At 61.5% G+C, this 15,104-nt stretch carries 13 protein-coding genes; 8 read left to right on the top strand and 5 right to left on the bottom strand.

Annotated features, from left to right (window positions below; genetic code table 11):
- Positions 1 to 73: 73 nt before the first annotated feature.
- From ftsX to ftsY, 3 genes are read right to left on the bottom strand one after another with little or no spacing between them, the layout of a single operon-like run.
- Entirely contained in the window at positions 74 to 1,096 is a 1,023-nt protein-coding gene (ftsX, locus tag ACYP2Q_RS10675) for a permease-like cell division protein FtsX (RefSeq protein ID WP_459730410.1), read from the bottom strand.
- Complete coding sequence (gene ftsE / locus ACYP2Q_RS10670; protein WP_008065082.1) at positions 1,093 to 1,764, bottom strand: cell division ATP-binding protein FtsE; 672 nt, start codon at positions 1,762 to 1,764, stop codon at positions 1,093 to 1,095. Before ftsE ends, ftsX begins: the two co-directional genes overlap by 4 nt.
- Positions 1,761 to 3,266, bottom strand: coding sequence for a signal recognition particle-docking protein FtsY (ftsY, locus tag ACYP2Q_RS10665; protein WP_459730409.1), 1,506 nt, complete (start codon positions 3,264 to 3,266; stop codon positions 1,761 to 1,763). The genes ftsE and ftsY overlap by 4 nt, the downstream gene beginning before the upstream one ends.
- Positions 3,267 to 3,610: 344 nt before the next feature.
- Here ftsY and ACYP2Q_RS10660 point away from each other — a divergent pair, with 344 nt between their 5' ends.
- From ACYP2Q_RS10660 to ACYP2Q_RS10630, 7 genes are all read left to right on the top strand, one after another.
- A complete protein-coding gene (locus tag ACYP2Q_RS10660; protein ID WP_459730408.1) occupies positions 3,611 to 4,966 on the top strand; it encodes a M16 family metallopeptidase in 1,356 nt (451 codons plus the stop codon).
- Entirely contained in the window at positions 4,959 to 6,449 is a 1,491-nt protein-coding gene (locus ACYP2Q_RS10655; protein ID WP_459730407.1) for a M16 family metallopeptidase, read from the top strand. The genes ACYP2Q_RS10660 and ACYP2Q_RS10655 overlap by 8 nt, the downstream gene beginning before the upstream one ends.
- A complete protein-coding gene (gene rsmD, locus ACYP2Q_RS10650) occupies positions 6,449 to 7,051 on the top strand; it encodes a 16S rRNA (guanine(966)-N(2))-methyltransferase RsmD (RefSeq protein WP_459730406.1) in 603 nt (200 codons plus the stop codon). The genes ACYP2Q_RS10655 and rsmD overlap by 1 nt, the downstream gene beginning before the upstream one ends.
- A 126-nt stretch (positions 7,052 to 7,177) precedes the next feature.
- Positions 7,178 to 8,524: a M16 family metallopeptidase gene (locus tag ACYP2Q_RS10645; protein ID WP_459730405.1), complete on the top strand. Its 1,347-nt coding sequence runs from the start codon at positions 7,178 to 7,180 to the stop codon at positions 8,522 to 8,524.
- Positions 8,517 to 9,977 carry a M16 family metallopeptidase gene (locus ACYP2Q_RS10640; RefSeq protein WP_459730404.1) on the top strand — a complete coding sequence of 487 codons (1,461 nt, stop codon included), beginning with the start codon at positions 8,517 to 8,519 and terminating at the stop codon, positions 9,975 to 9,977. The genes ACYP2Q_RS10645 and ACYP2Q_RS10640 overlap by 8 nt, the downstream gene beginning before the upstream one ends.
- A 74-nt stretch (positions 9,978 to 10,051) precedes the next feature.
- Positions 10,052 to 11,071, top strand: coding sequence for a hydrolase (locus ACYP2Q_RS10635; RefSeq protein WP_459730403.1), 1,020 nt, complete (start codon positions 10,052 to 10,054; stop codon positions 11,069 to 11,071).
- A 3-nt stretch (positions 11,072 to 11,074) separates the two neighbouring features.
- Positions 11,075 to 11,905, top strand: a complete 831-nt coding sequence (locus ACYP2Q_RS10630) for an AraC family transcriptional regulator (RefSeq protein ID WP_459730402.1) — start codon at positions 11,075 to 11,077, stop codon at positions 11,903 to 11,905.
- Between the two features lie 41 nt (positions 11,906 to 11,946).
- Here the strand turns inward: ACYP2Q_RS10630 and ACYP2Q_RS10625 are convergent, their stop codons facing one another.
- Positions 11,947 to 12,801: a sulfurtransferase gene (locus ACYP2Q_RS10625; RefSeq protein WP_459730401.1), complete on the bottom strand. Its 855-nt coding sequence runs from the start codon at positions 12,799 to 12,801 to the stop codon at positions 11,947 to 11,949.
- A 48-nt stretch (positions 12,802 to 12,849) separates the two neighbouring features.
- Positions 12,850 to 13,518, bottom strand: a complete 669-nt coding sequence (locus ACYP2Q_RS10620) for a TetR/AcrR family transcriptional regulator (RefSeq protein ID WP_406591768.1) — start codon at positions 13,516 to 13,518, stop codon at positions 12,850 to 12,852.
- Positions 13,519 to 13,665: 147 nt separating this feature from the next.
- On the opposite strand from ACYP2Q_RS10620, the gene ACYP2Q_RS10615 reads away from it, so the two are divergent.
- A complete protein-coding gene (locus ACYP2Q_RS10615; protein ID WP_459730400.1) occupies positions 13,666 to 15,096 on the top strand; it encodes a coniferyl aldehyde dehydrogenase in 1,431 nt (476 codons plus the stop codon).
- The last annotated feature ends 8 nt before the right edge of the window (positions 15,097 to 15,104 follow it).

Genomic DNA, 15,104 nt, shown 5'->3' with positions numbered 1-15,104 from the left:
TGCGAAAATTGACCGGAAACCGAAAGACAAGTTCCCCTAAAAACTGCAAGGTCAATCACGCGCAAAAAAGATTCTACTTCGGCGCCAGCTCCCTGAGATGACGTGCGACTGCAATCCATGCACCGATATAACCCAACAGCACCGCGCCAAGCAAGAGAGACAGACCATCGGCAACCGGTACACCGGCCAGTGCGAAATCACTGCCATACAAACCAGCCAGCCCGACCACCGCATCGTTCAGCCAGTTCAGACCGAACGCCAACACGCCCCAGGAAAAAATCCCCGCACCAAAACCATAAAGCGCGCCCATATAGAGAAAGGGCCTGCGCACATAGCTGTCGGTGCCGCCCACGAGTTTAATCACTTCTATCTCTGTGCGGCGGTTTTCAATATGAAGACGAATGGTATTGCCTATCACCAAAAGTAATGCAGAAACCAGGAGCACGGTCAGACCGAAGACAAATCGATCGCCCAGCTTGAGGATGGCTGCCAGACGCTCGACCCAGACTAGATCAAGCTGCGCCTGTTGTACCCTGGGCAGTTCGGAAAGTTTTTGTCTTAATGCTTCAAGGGTAGGCTTGTCGACCTCGGTCGGCGTCACCAGCACCACGCCAGGGAGCGGGTTTTCCGGCAGTTCCTTGAGTGCTTCGCCCAGGCCAGACTGCTGCTGGAACTCTTCCAGCGCCTGCTCGCGGCCGACGTATTCGGCATCGGCCACGCCAGGCATGCCCTTGATCTGTTCGCGCAGCGCCTCGCCGTCAGACGGGCTGGCTTCGAGTTGCAGGTACAGGGAAATCTGCGCCGCGCGCTGCCAGGAACCGCCCAGGCGCTCGACGTTACTTAGCAAAAGTGACAGGCCCATGGGCAAACTCAAGGCCACCGCCATCACCATGCAGGTGAAAAAGCTGCCGATGGGCTGCTTGCCCAGGCGGCGCAAGCTGTCCAGCAGGCTGGCGCGATGACTTTCGATCCAGGCGCGCAACAGCGTAGCGAAGTCCGGACCGTCATCGTCGTCGTGTTTTTTCTTTTTCGGTTGCGGATCGGCGGCCTTGGGGGCCACGCGCTCGGAAACCTTTGGACTGCGTGTCGCACTCATTCGCCGGCCTCCCCATCGCCGATCAATCGGCCGCGTTGCAACGTCAGCATGCGGTGGCGCATACGTGCGATCAGCGCCAGGTCGTGGCTGGCGATCAGCACGCTGGTGCCCAGGCGGTTGATGTCTTCGAAGACACCCATGATTTCCGCCGCCAGGCGCGGGTCGAGGTTACCGGTCGGTTCGTCCGCCAGCAGCAAGGCCGGGCGGTGAACGATGGCGCGGGCAATACCGACGCGTTGTTGCTGACCGGTGGACAAGTCGCCCGGATACAGGTCGGTCTTGTCCGAGAGCGCCACGCGCTCCAGGGCCGAGTCCACGCGCTTGGCGATTTCGGCCTTGGACAGACCGAGGATCTGCAACGGCAGCGCGACGTTGTTGAACACCGTGCGATCGAACAGCAACTGGTGGTTCTGGAACACCACGCCGATCTGCCGACGCAGGAACGGGATCTGTGCGTTGCTGATGGTGCTCAGGTCTTGCCCGGCCAGCAGCAGCTTGCCGCTGGTCGGACGCTCCATGGCCAGCAGCAGCCGCAACAAGGTGCTCTTGCCGGCGCCGGAATGGCCGGTGACAAACAAAAACTCACCCCGACGGACTCGAAAGCTCAGCTCATGCAAGCCGACGTGACCGTTCGGGTAGCGTTTACCGACCTGTTCGAAACGAATCATGAACGCTCCCGCTCGGCAAACAGTGCCTGGACAAAGGGTTCAGCTTCAAAAGTGCGCAAATCGTCGATGCCTTCACCGACGCCGATGTAGCGGATCGGCAGGCCAAACTGCTTGGCCAGGGCAAAAATCACCCCGCCCTTGGCGGTGCCGTCGAGCTTGGTCAGCGCCAGGCCGGTCAGTTCGACGGTCTGGTTGAACTGTTTGGCCTGGTTGATGGCGTTCTGGCCAGTGCCGGCATCGAGTACCAGCAACACTTCGTGCGGCGCGTCGGCATCGAGCTTGCCGATCACCCGGCGAACCTTTTTCAGTTCTTCCATCAGGTTGTCTTTGGTGTGCAGGCGACCGGCGGTATCAGCGATCAGCACATCGATGCCACGGGCCTTGGCGGCCTGCACGGCGTCGAAGATCACCGAAGCCGAGTCGGCGCCGGTGTGCTGGGCGATGACCGGAATCTTGTTGCGTTCGCCCCAGACCTGCAATTGCTCAACCGCGGCGGCGCGGAAGGTGTCGCCGGCGGCGAGCATGACTTTCTTGCCTTCCAGTTGCAGTTTCTTCGCCAGCTTGCCAATGGTGGTGGTTTTACCGGCGCCGTTGACGCCCACTACCAGGATCACGAACGGCTTGCTCTGCGAGGTGATTTTCAGCGGCTGCTCGACGGGCTTGAGCATGGCTGCCAGCTCGGCCTGCAAGGATTTGTACAACGCGTCGGCATCGGCCAGTTCCTTGCGTGCGACCTTCTGGGTCAGGCGCTGGATGATCACCGAAGTGGCCTCCACACCCACGTCGGCGGTCAGCAGGCGGGTTTCGAGGTCATCGAGCAGTTCGTCATCGATGGCTTTGCGGCCCAGGAACAGGCTGGCCATGCCTTCGCCAATGCTGGCGCTGGTCTTGGACAGGCCTTGCTTGAGACGAGCGAAGAAACCGGCTTTGGATTCCTCGGTGCGTACCGGCTCGACTGGCACTTCGACGGGGGCCGCGACAACAGGCGTAATAACAGGTGCAGGTGCAGGTGCAGGCTCTGGCGCCTGGGTGATCGGTGCAACCGGTGCAACCGGCGGTACGAACGCAGGGGCCGCGGGCGTTGGCACAGCCTCGACGACGGGCGCAACGACCGGCTCGATCACTGGCGCCGGAACCGACTCCGGCGTCAACGCGGTCGGCGCCGGAATCGGCGGGGTAACATGCGGCGCCAGCTCATCTTCGACCAGCGCCACCGGCTCTTCCGCCACCGGCAAGGTCAGCCAGGGCTCGGCGACCGGGGTCAGCGGCAGTTCGGCGGCGATTTCAGGTGCAGGCTCGACAACCGGTTGCAGCACCGGCTCGGCGATCGGCAACACCACCGGCGCGGGTTCGGCGTCTATCACCGGCGCGGGCGTTGGCTCCGGAAGTGGCTGTGGCTGTTCGACGACGGGTTCCTGCGGCTTTTTGCGCAGCCATCCGAACAGGCTTTTCTTTTCGCCAGCCGCAGCTGGGGTCTTCTTGTCGTCGTTGGAACCAAACATGGAGGACGGCTATCTCACGGTAGCGACGCGCCAACGGGCGCCCCGGCAAATAAAAATTCGATGCAGAACAGACTGCGATTGACCCAGCTTGTTCACGCGCAACATTTTGTCGAGGTGCTTATCGGCGCCTCAAGGAATCGGCTTCTCATAGGACTAAAGCAGCAATATCGGCGAAAAAGCGGAATTCAGTTGATAAATATCCACCTTCCGTCGCAAACCCATTCAACCTGATCAAGCATAAAGGCCTGATAGGCGTGGCCGCCGCTAAAACGGATCAGTATCCTAGCACCCTCTCGCCCGCTGACGCTAAGACCAAGCGGGCAGCCCCAAAGGTTTAAAAACGAATGAATGCTCTAGCCCGCCGCGCCGCAGGCCTGCTGCTCAGCACAGTTTGCCTGCCCCTTTCGGCCCTGGCGGCCGACCCGCAACCGACCCACGAATTCACCCTCGACAACGGCTTGAAGGTCGTCGTGCGCGAAGACCATCGCGCACCGGTGGTGGTTTCCCAGGTCTGGTACAAGGTTGGCTCCAGCTACGAGACGCCAGGCCAGACCGGCCTGTCCCATGCCCTGGAACACATGATGTTCAAGGGCAGCGAGAAAGTCGGCCCCGGCGAAGCGTCGCTGATCCTGCGCGACCTCGGTGCCGAAGAGAACGCCTTCACCAGCGACGACTTCACTGCGTACTACCAGGTCCTGGCCCGCGACCGCCTGGGCGTGGCCTTCGAACTGGAAGCCGACCGCATGGCCAGCCTGCGTCTGCCGCCCGACGAGTTCGCCCGGGAAATCGAAGTCATTAAAGAAGAACGGCGCCTGCGCACCGACGACAAACCCATGTCCAAGGCCTACGAGCGCTTCAAGGCCATGGCTTACCCGGCCAGCGGCTATCACACGCCGACCATTGGCTGGATGGCGGACCTGGACCGGATGAAAGTCGAAGAGCTGCGCCACTGGTACCAATCCTGGTACGTGCCGAACAACGCCACGCTGGTGGTGGTCGGCGACGTGACGCCGGACGAGGTCAAGACCCTGGCCCAGCGCTACTTCGGCCCGATCGCCAAACGTGAGGTGCCGGCGGCGAAGATTCCGCTGGAGCTGGCCGAGCCCGGCGAACGCCAGATTACCCTGCACGTGAAGACCCAATTGCCCAGCCTGATGCTGGCCTTCAACGTGCCGAGCATCGCGACCGCCGAAGACAAACGCCTGGTCAACGCCTTGCGCCTGATCTCGGCGCTGCTCGATGGCGGCTACAGCGGTCGCATCCCGACTCAACTGGAGCGCGGCGAAGAACTGCTGTCCGGCGGCTCGTCGAGCTACGACGCCTACACCCGTGGCGACAGCCTGTTCACCCTGTCGGCAACCCCCAACAGCCAGAAGAACAAGTCCATCGCCCAGGCCGAAGCCGGTTTGTGGAAGCTGCTTGAACAACTCAAGACCACCGCGCCGACCAGCGAAGAACTGGAACGCGTACGGGCCCAGGTCATCGCCGGGCTGGTCTACGAGCGTGACTCGATCACCAGCCAGGCCACGGCCATCGGCCAGCTGGAAACCGTCGGCCTGTCGTGGAAGCTGATGGACAGCGAGCTCGCTGACCTGGAAAGCGTGACACCGCAAGATGTCCAGAACGCCGCCAAGCTGTATTTCACCCGCGAACGTCTCAGCGTCGCCCATGTACTGCCGGAGGAGACGACTCATGAGTGAGCGTAAAAAACCGCGCCTGGCCCTGCTCGGCCTGATCGCCGTCGCACTGGTAGGGTCCGCCGCGTTCTATTTTTCCAAGACCGACCAGACCAATGCCAGCGAAGCGCTGGACAAGGCCAAGGCCAGCCAGAAGCTGCAATCACTGACCGAACTCAATGGCAAGGCGCCGAGCCACCGCAAGCTCGACGTGCAGACCTGGAACACCGCCGAAGGCGCCAAGGTGCTGTTCGTCGAAGCCCGTGAGCTGCCGATGTTCGACATGCGCCTGATCTTTGCCGCCGGCAGCAGTCAGGACGGCAACGCACCAGGCCTGGCGCTGCTGACCAACGCCATGCTCAACGAAGGCGTGGCCGGCAAGGATGTCAGCGTCATCGCCCAGGGTTTTGAAGGGCTGGGTGCCGATTTCGGCAACGGTGCCTACAAAGACATGGCGATTGCCTCCCTGCGCAGCCTCAGTGCTGCAGACAAGCGTGAACCGGCACTGAAGCTGTTCGCCGAAGTCGTTGGCAAGCCGACCTTCCCCGCCGACTCGTTCACCCGCATCAAGAACCAGATGCTCGCCGGCTTCGAATACCAGAAACAGAACCCCGGCAAGCTCGCCAGCCTAGAGCTGATGAACCGTTTGTACGGCGATCATCCGTACGCGCACGCCAGCGATGGCACGGCGCAAACCGTTCCGTCCGTCACCCTCGCGCAACTGCGTGCGTTCCACCAGAAAGCCTATGCCGCAGGCAACGTGGTGATCGCGCTGGTCGGCGACCTGTCCCGCGCCGAAGCCGAAGCCATTGCCGCGCAGGTCAGCGCCGCACTGCCCAAAGGTCCGGCCCTGCCGAAGATCGAGCAACCCGCCGAACCCAAGGCCAGCATCGGCCACATCGAGTTCCCGTCCAAGCAGACCAACCTGATGCTTGCACAATTGGGCATCGACCGTGACGATCCGGATTTCGCGGCACTGTCCATGGGCAACCAGATCCTCGGCGGTGGCGGTTTCGGTACGCGACTGATGAGCGAAGTACGCGAAAAACGCGGCCTGGCGTATGGTGTGTACTCGGGTTTCAGCCCGATGCAGGCTCGCGGCCCGTTCATGATCAATCTGCAGACCCGCGCCGAAATGAGCGAAGGCACCCTGAAACTGGTGCAGGATGTGCTTGCCGACTACCTCAAGACCGGCCCGACCGAAAAAGAACTCGATGACGCCAAGCGCGAACTGGCTGGTAGCTTCCCGCTGTCCACCGCCAGCAACGCCGACATCGTCGGCCAGCTGGGCGCGATCGGCTTCTACAACTTGCCGCTCAGTCACCTGGAAGACTTCATGCAGCAGTCACAGAACCTGACCGTCGAGCAGGTCAAGGCGGCCATGAACAAACACCTGAGCACGGACAAACTGGTCATCGTCAGCGCTGGCCCGACCGTGCCGCAAAAGCCGTTACCGGCCCCTACTGATAAACCCGCCGAGCAGCCGCTCGGGGTTCCGGAGCATTAATGGCCACTTCTCGTCCGAAAAAACCAGTCCACAACGTGCATAACGGCGTGAACCAGCTGCGCATCATCGGCGGCGAATGGCGCAGCCGCAAACTGAGCTTCCCTGACGCTCCGGGCCTGCGCCCGACGCCGGACCGGGTGCGTGAAACCCTGTTCAACTGGCTCGCACCCTACGTCCCGGGCGCCAAGGTGCTCGATCCGTTCACCGGCAGCGGCGCGCTGTTTCTCGAAGCGCTGTCTCGCGGCGCAGCCATGGGCCAGGCACTGGATGCCAGCAGCCTTGCGGTGTCCAGCCTCAAGGAGCATCTGGGTACGCTGCGCTGCACCACCGGCCAGGTCCAGACTGCCGACGCCCTGCGCTATCTGGAAACCCAGCCAGCGACTGCCTACGACCTGGTGTTCCTCGACCCGCCGTTCAACCAGAACCTGCTGCCCGCCGTCTGCACGCTGCTCGAAGAGCGCCAGTGGCTGGCCGAAGATGCCTGGGTGTACACCGAAAGCGAAAGCGCGCCGTCGACCCTCGGCCTGCCGGGCAACTGGCGTCTGCACCGGGAGCAGAAGTCCGGACGTGTCTACTACTCGCTGTGGCAACGCAGCGCCTGAAGCCCAGGTTTTATGACTTCCCCGAAATCGCCCCGGGGACGCCCTACATAGTTACCGCCGGACATTCCTCCAGATAATCCACAGTGGTTTGCGCAAATACCTGCAAACCACTGAGGATGTACACGGATGAACATCTCCCGCAGCACATGTCTGTTGCTCTTTATCGGGTGGCTGCCGCTCCTGGCTGCCGCCGCATCCCCCCCTTCGACGCAAGCTTTCACCTTGGGCAACGGGCTGAAGGTTATCGTGCGCGAAGATCATCGATCAGCCGCCGTCACCGCTCAGCTCTGGCTGAAAGTCGGGGCAAGCTATGAGCCGCCTGGTCAATCCGGCTTGTCCCATGCCCTGGAACACATGGTCTACAAAGGCAGCAGCAAAGCCTGCGCCGGGGAGTTTGCCGCGCTATTGGAAAACCTCGGAGCCCGCGAAAACGCTTTCACCGGCAAGGACTACACGGTCTATCACCAGACACTTGCCCCCGGTCGGCTGGGCGTCGCGTTCGAAATCATGACCGACCTGATGAGTACGGCGAGTTTGCGCGAGCAAGACTTCGCCACGGAGAGGGAGGTCATTGCGCAGGAGCGTCGCGATAGTATCGACGACCATGCACCGGCACAGAGCGTCGAGCGACTGGAAAGCATTGCGTACCTGAGCAGTGCCTATCGCACGCCTACCATTGGCTGGATGCACGACGTGCAGCGGCTGAATGTCCTTCAACTGCAGCAGTGGTATCAGGCCTGGTACGCGCCAAACAATGCGACGCTGGTGGTGGTTGGCAATGTCACGCCCGACGGGGTGAAGGCGCTGGCGCAGAAATACTTCGGTCATCTGGAGCGCCGCACGACGCCCATTGCCCTCGCGCCTGTCGAGTTGCCCACACCTGGCGAAAGGTCGTTGATCCTGCACGCCCCGATTTCGGCTCCGCGACTCATCATGAGTTTCAACACGCCCGGCCTGGCCACTGCGCCAGAGCGCAGGATCGCTCACACCCTGCGCCTGCTCGAAACCCTATTGGCAGGCTCCAACAGTGCTCGGCTCAAACAGCAACTGCAGTTTGTGGACGGGATATTTTCCGAAGTCCAGTCAGAGTACAACGCCTTCACTCGCGGCGATTCATTGCTGACCATCAGCTCTCAACTCAACCTCGACAAGATAACTAACCCTGACCAGGCACTTGCGCGCCTGTGGCAAGCGATTGATGAACTGAAAACCAAGCCACCGACAAAAGCAGAACTGGATCGGGCCAAAACTATCCTGATCGCCAACACGGTTTATGCGCGGGATGATCTGGAAGGACAAGCCAGCACCCTTGGCCTGCTGGAAAGCATTGGCCTCGACTGGCAGCTGGCGGATCAGGACACGGATGAGCTGAACAAGATCACCCCGCTGGATATTCAAAACGCTGCCGCGACTTACCTGACACGCGAACGCATGAGCATCGCCAAGATCTTGCCGGAGAAAAACAATGGCTAAGTTCACATCCACCATGAAAGAAGCATGGCTGATACTGGCCTTAGCGCTTGTGAGCGGGCAGGCGTTTACGGCATCCGCCGCCACTATGGCTGCATCACAAAAAGCCGCGCTGCAATCGCTGAATGAACCTCAGGTTCAAGCGGTCCCGCGGTCGCTGCCGATCAAGGGATATAAAACCTTTACCGATACCAGGGTCCTGTTCATTCGCACCCCCGGCCTACCCATGTTCGACGTCCATGTCAGCTTCGCCGCTGGCAGCGCTCACACCCCCGATCAACCGGGCCTGGCAGCGCTGACCTATAGCCTATTGAATGAGGGGGTGGAAGGCAGGGACCTCAACGCCATCCTGGAGAGTTTCGACCAACTGGGAGCGAGCCTGGGCATGGGGATCACTCAGGATCGAGCCAGCTTTTCGTTGCGCAGCCTGAGCGACGAAGCCCGGCGAGCGCCAGCGCTGGAGCTGTTTGCCCTGATGCTTGGCAAACCTTCATTGCCGGAGCAGTCCCTGCCTCTGGCGAAATCCCAGCTACTGCATTTTCTCGACCTTGAGGACCAGTCCCACGTAAACCAGGCCAATCAAGCCCTCCATGGGTTGCTGTTCCCCGGACATGGTTACGCTCAGTCCGTCTATGGAACCAAGGCCGGGCTTGCGGCCATCACCCGCGACCAGGTGCAGGATTTCCATCGCAAGGCGTACGCAGCAGGGAACGCGCAGATTACGCTGGTCGGCGACCTTACGGAGGATGAAGCCCAGCGCATTGGCCTACAGATTTCCAGCGCATTGCCTCTGGGGCCAGCCGTCACCACGATCAAATCCCCGGACAGTCCCGCCCCCCCAGGTTATCTGCAGCTAGAAAGGCCGTCGACCCAGGCTTATCTGCGTCTTGCCCAACCAGGCGTCCTGCGCAACAGCCCTGACTTTGTCGCATTGCAGATGGCCAACCAGATTTTCACCACCCGGCTGATGCATGAACTTCGTGAGCGTCGAGGGCTCACCTATGACGTTCAAGCCAGACTCTCTGCCCTTCAGGCGCAGGGCATCCTGGTCATCGAGCTGCAGACCAGACCGGAGGTGGCCGATGCAGTACTGACAAAAATCAGGGAAATGTATCGCGACTTCCTTAACCACGGCCCCACACAGAAAGAACTCGATGACAGCAAAACGCGACTGGCAGGCAGCGCGCCATTGGACAGCACCACCAATGCACAGATCGTCAGGCAGCTGCGCGACATCGGTATCAACGACTTGCCTTTGGAACTCGATTTCTCCACGCAAAAAGCGTTGGAATTGAACCTCGAATCGGTCAAGAACGCACTCAACCGTCACCTCGATAACGAGCGATGGAACACTGTCATCCTGGGACCCAAGACCGACCAGCAACCGTTGCCAGACCCCATCGAAAGTGCGGCCAGTGCCACATGTCGCTCAACAGATGAGTTTGTGGCAGGTTAGAATTCCATGACGACGCGGCCGCAGCGCAGGCTGGCCGCGTCATTGTGCGGCTTCACGAAGACCTTTTACCGAGAATGGATGTGCAACCGCGCCAAACGATCACTCAACGGGCCGCCTTCAGGCCGGCCTTCGGCCTCGGCAACCCGCACTTGCAGACCTTGTGGGGACCGCTGTGGCGCAAAACCACCCACCTCGAACGTGAGCGTGAACGCCTGTGGCTCGAGGATGGCGACTTCCTCGACCTCGACTGGTATGGCCCGCACAGCGCCGAGGCGCCTTTGGTCCTGGTGTTGCACGGGCTGACCGGCTCGTCGAATTCGCCTTACGTGGCCGGGATACAAAAAGCCCTGGGTGACCAGGGCTGGGCCAGTGTCGCGCTGAACTGGCGCGGTTGCTCCGGCGAACCCAATCTGTTGCCGCGCAGCTACCATTCCGGCGCCAGTGAAGACCTGGCCGAAACCATCAGGCATCTGCGGGCGAAGCGTCCGCTCGCGCCGTTGTATGCCGTCGGTTACTCCCTGGGCGGCAACGTGCTGCTCAAGCATCTGGGCGAAACCGGCAGCGCCAGCGGCGTGCGCGGTGCGGTGGCGGTGTCGGTGCCGTTTCGCCTGGACCATTGCGCCGACCGAATCGGCCAGGGTTTTTCCAAGGTCTATCAGGCGCATTTCATGCGCGAGATGCTGGCCTACATCAAGAACAAGCAACGCCAGTTCCAGCACGACGGGCGCGAGGACGGCCTCGCGGCCCTCGCGGCACTGGGATCGCTGGAAAACATGCGCACGTTCTGGGATTTTGACGGCCGGGTAACCGCGCCGCTCAATGGTTTCGTTGACGCCGAGGACTACTACCGCCGCGCCTCGAGCCGCTACTTCCTCGGCGAGATCTGTACGCCAACCCTGATCATTCAGGCAGCCGATGACCCCTTCGTTTTCCCTCATAGCCTGCCGCAAGCCGACGAGTTGTCGGCCTGCACGCAATTCGAATTGCAGGCTCGGGGCGGGCATGTCGGATTCGTCGATGGCTCGTTCCGCCAACCGGGGTACTACCTGGAACGACGCATCCCGCAGTGGCTGACCGACATGGGGCGCGATTAGGCCATGGGCAATCCACTAGGCGAATCCATCCACTTCTGGCAAACGGCGCCATTGGCCGGGATCGAGTTGTTGTCGGCACGCTACATCGAGCAGCGATTCGCCCCCCATGTGCACGACGGCTACGTGATCGGCATGATCATGGCCGGCGCCCAGCGCTACCGCTATCGCGGCACCGAACACTTGGCAGGTAGCGGCACACTGGTGCTGATCAACCCTGATGAACTGCACACCGGCCACAAGGGCACGGAGGATGGCTGGTTGTACCGGGCGTTTTACCCCGATAGCGGGCAGATGCTGTCGCTGCTGGCCGAACTCGAATTGCCCACCGACCATCTGCCGGCGTTCGGCGCCACCTTGTACCGCGATCCGGATCTGGTGAACGGCTTCTGCCAATTGCATCGCTTGCTCGAAAGCCCGGCCACCGCGCTGCAACAACAGACCGCCTGGCGAGAACTGATGCTGTCACTGCTGCAGCGTCACGCGGCGGTTCCCGAAGCCGGCAAACCGGGCAAGGAACACCGGGCAGTGACATTGGCCAAGGACCTGCTGCACGCGCAATTGGCGGCACCCCCCTCGCTTGAAGAACTGGCAGCGGCGGTGAACCTGTCGCCTTTCCACTTCGCCCGGGTGTTCCGCCGTGCCACCGGCATGCCGCCGCACACCTGGCTGATGCAACAGCGCATCGCTCGGGCGCGGGTGTTGTTGCAGGGGGGGTGTTTGCCCCTGGAAGTCGCGACGCAACTGGGGTTTGCCGACCAGAGTCATCTGAGTCGGCAGTTCAAGCAGGTGTATGGGGTTGGGCCTGGGGCGTATCGCAATGCCCGATTGTTTTAAATCTCAAAACAAATCAGTTACCCATGTGGGATTTTCGCGTTCTATTCGCCAGTGGCAACGCCCCGCGCAGGATCATTGATCCACTCGCTCCACGACCCGGCATACAGCGCCGCCAACGGATAACCCGCCAGGCACAGTGCGAACAGGTTATGGCAAGCTGTCACGCCGGACCCGCAGTACGCCACCAGATCGGTCGGCGAGCGATCACCCAGCTTCGCGGCAAAACGCTGCTTGAGCTGGTCGGCTGGCAGGAACCGCCCGTCGCTGCCCAGGTTGTCGGTGAAGGCCGCACATTGCGCACCGGGGATGTGCCCGGCAATCGGGTCGATCGGCTCGACTTCGCCCTTGAAGCGCGGCAAGGCACGGGCATCGAGCAGGGTCAGCGCGGGTCGGGTCAGACGCTTGTGCAACTGCTCGGCGCTGAGAACCAACGCGGTGTCCGGTTTCCCGGTAAAGGTGCCGCGGCTGTTCGCCGGTGGATCAAGGCTCAGGGGCAGCCCCGCCGCGTGCCAGGCCTTGAGTCCGCCATCGAGGATGAACACGCCGTCACGCTTGCCCAGCCAGGCCAGCAGCCACCAGGCCCGTGCCGCGAACGCGCCCGGACCGTCGTCGTACAGAACCACTTCGCTGTCGGCATTGATACCCCAGGCTTGCAGGCGCTCAATCAGGTCCGCCGGCTCGGGCAATGGATGACGTCCGGTCACGCCCTTGATCACTTTTCCACTCAGATCACGCTCAAGATCGGCAAAAGCCGACCCGCCGATGTGCCCTTGCGCATAGCTGCGCTGGCCATAATCCAGGTCTTCGAGGGCAAAACGACAATCAAGAATCACCAACCCCGGCTGGTCCTTCTTCAGGTCCAGTACTTGCGGGCTGATCAGTTGCGCAATGGGCATAACGGGCTCCTGTGATGGGCGATTTTCGATCCTGCAGCAGGCTTTATTTCATACTTCTTCCAGCGCCTGGGCCAGCGGCACGTAAAACTCTTCAAACAACGCAGCGACCGCATCACGCGCCTGGTCCGTGACGAAACCCGCCTCCAGCACCAGCACCTGGTAGACACCGCGCTTGATGGCCTGCTCGCTGAGGTGGCTGGAGTTTTCCCGCGTGGTGCACAAAAAACGCACCCAGGAGGTGAGGATGATCCAGGCATTGATCGTCAGGGACTCGATCTGCACCCGATCCATCTTGAGGATGCCGGCGGCGACAAAACCTTCGTAGATGGCGGCGCCCTGGATCACGCAGCGTTGGGAAAAACGCCGGTAGCGGGCGGCCAGCTCCGGGTCACTGTCGAGCAAGTGCTCCAGGTCCCGGTGCAGGAACCGGTAGCGCCACATGGCTGACAACAGCTCCTTGAGGTAGAAGCGCTTGTCTTCCACCGTGGCTGCGCGGCCCTGCGGCGGACGCAGGAAACTGTCCACCAGGCTCTCATACTCACTGAACAGCACGGCGATGATCGCCTGCTTGTTGGGGAAGTGGTAGTACAGGTTGCCCGGAGAAATCTCCATATGGGCGGCGATGTGGTTGGTGCTGATGCTGCGCTCGCCCTGCTGGTTGAACAGCTCCAGGCTGTTCTGCACGATGCGCTCGCTGGTTTTGATCCGTGGGGCCATGGCTTGAGCTTAAATTCAGAGTGCGGTGAGGGGCATCTTACGACCTATCCGCCAGCGGATAAAACAAAGCGATGCCGAGGATGGTATTTGACTTTCTAGAGTATAGACTCTAAAAATGCTCTCACTACAATAAATCCGGAGCCGACCATGACTGCTGACATTTCCTACCTGCAAAACCTCCAGCAGCCCCTGGAAGAACTCCAGGCCCGGTTCGATGCACAGCGCGCGGCCTATGCCGCCCACCCGATGCCACCCGCGGCCCAGCGCCAGCAATGGCTCAAGGCACTACGGGATTTGCTGAACAACGAACGCCAGGCCCTGATCGATGCGATCAACCAGGATTTCAGCCACCGCAGCGCCGATGAAACCCTGCTCGCCGAACTGATGCCCAGCCTGCACGGCATCCATTACGCCAGCCGCCACCTCAACGGCTGGATGCGCCCGTCGCGGCGCAAGGTCGGTGTCGCTTTTCAGCCTGCCTCGGCGAAGGTGATCTATCAGCCACTCGGCGTGGTCGGGGTGATCGTGCCGTGGAACTATCCGCTGTACCTGGCCATCGGGCCCTTGGTCGGCGCGTTGGCGGCGGGTAACCGGGTGATGCTCAAGCTCAGCGAATCGACCCCGGCCACCGGTTTGCTGCTCAAGGCATTGTTCGCGCGGATCTTCCCTGAAGACCTGGTGTGCGTGGTGCTGGGCGAAGCCGATATCGGCGTGGCGTTTTCGCGCCTGCCTTTCGATCACCTGCTGTTCACCGGCGCCACCAGCATCGGCAAGCACGTGATGCGCGCGGCGGCGGAAAACCTGACGCCGGTCACGCTGGAATTGGGCGGCAAGTCCCCGGCCATCGTTTCCCAGGACGTACCGCTCAAGGATGCCGCCGAGCGCATCGCTTTCGGCAAAACCCTCAATGCCGGCCAGACCTGCGTGGCCCCGGACTACGTGCTGGTACCGGAAGATCGCGTCGACGCTTTCGTTGAGGCCTATCGGCAGGCGGTTCGCGGTTTTTATCCGACCCTCGCCGACAACCCGGACTACACCGCGATCATCAATGACCGACAACTGGCGCGACTCAACGGCTATGTCAGCGACGCCACCGGCAAAGGTGCGCAGCTGATCCCGTTGTTCGATCAAGGCCAGGGCCGCCGTATGGGGCATAGCCTGCTGCTCAACGTCAGCGACGACATGACGGTGATGCAGGACGAAATCTTTGGCCCGCTGTTGCCGATCGTGCCGTACAAACATCTGGACCAGGCGTTTGCCTACATCAACCAGCGCCCTCGCCCACTGGCGCTGTACTACTTCGGCTACGACAAGCGCGAGCAGAACCGCGTGCTCAACGAGACCCATTCCGGCGGTGTTTGCCTCAACGACACCCTGTTGCACGTGGCCCAGGATGACATGCCGTTCGGCGGCATCGGCGCTTCGGGCATGGGTCACTACCACGGCCACGAAGGCTTCCTGACCTTCAGCAAGGCCAAGGGCGTGCTGATCAAGCAACGGTTCAACGCGGCGAAACTGATCTACCCGCCCTACGGCAAATCCATTCAGAAACTGATCCAGAAGCTGTTTATCCGTTAACGATGATC

The sequence above is a fragment of the Pseudomonas sp. MHK4 genome (genome assembly GCF_054600775.1).
This window is presented reverse-complemented; position numbering and strand designations above follow the sequence as displayed.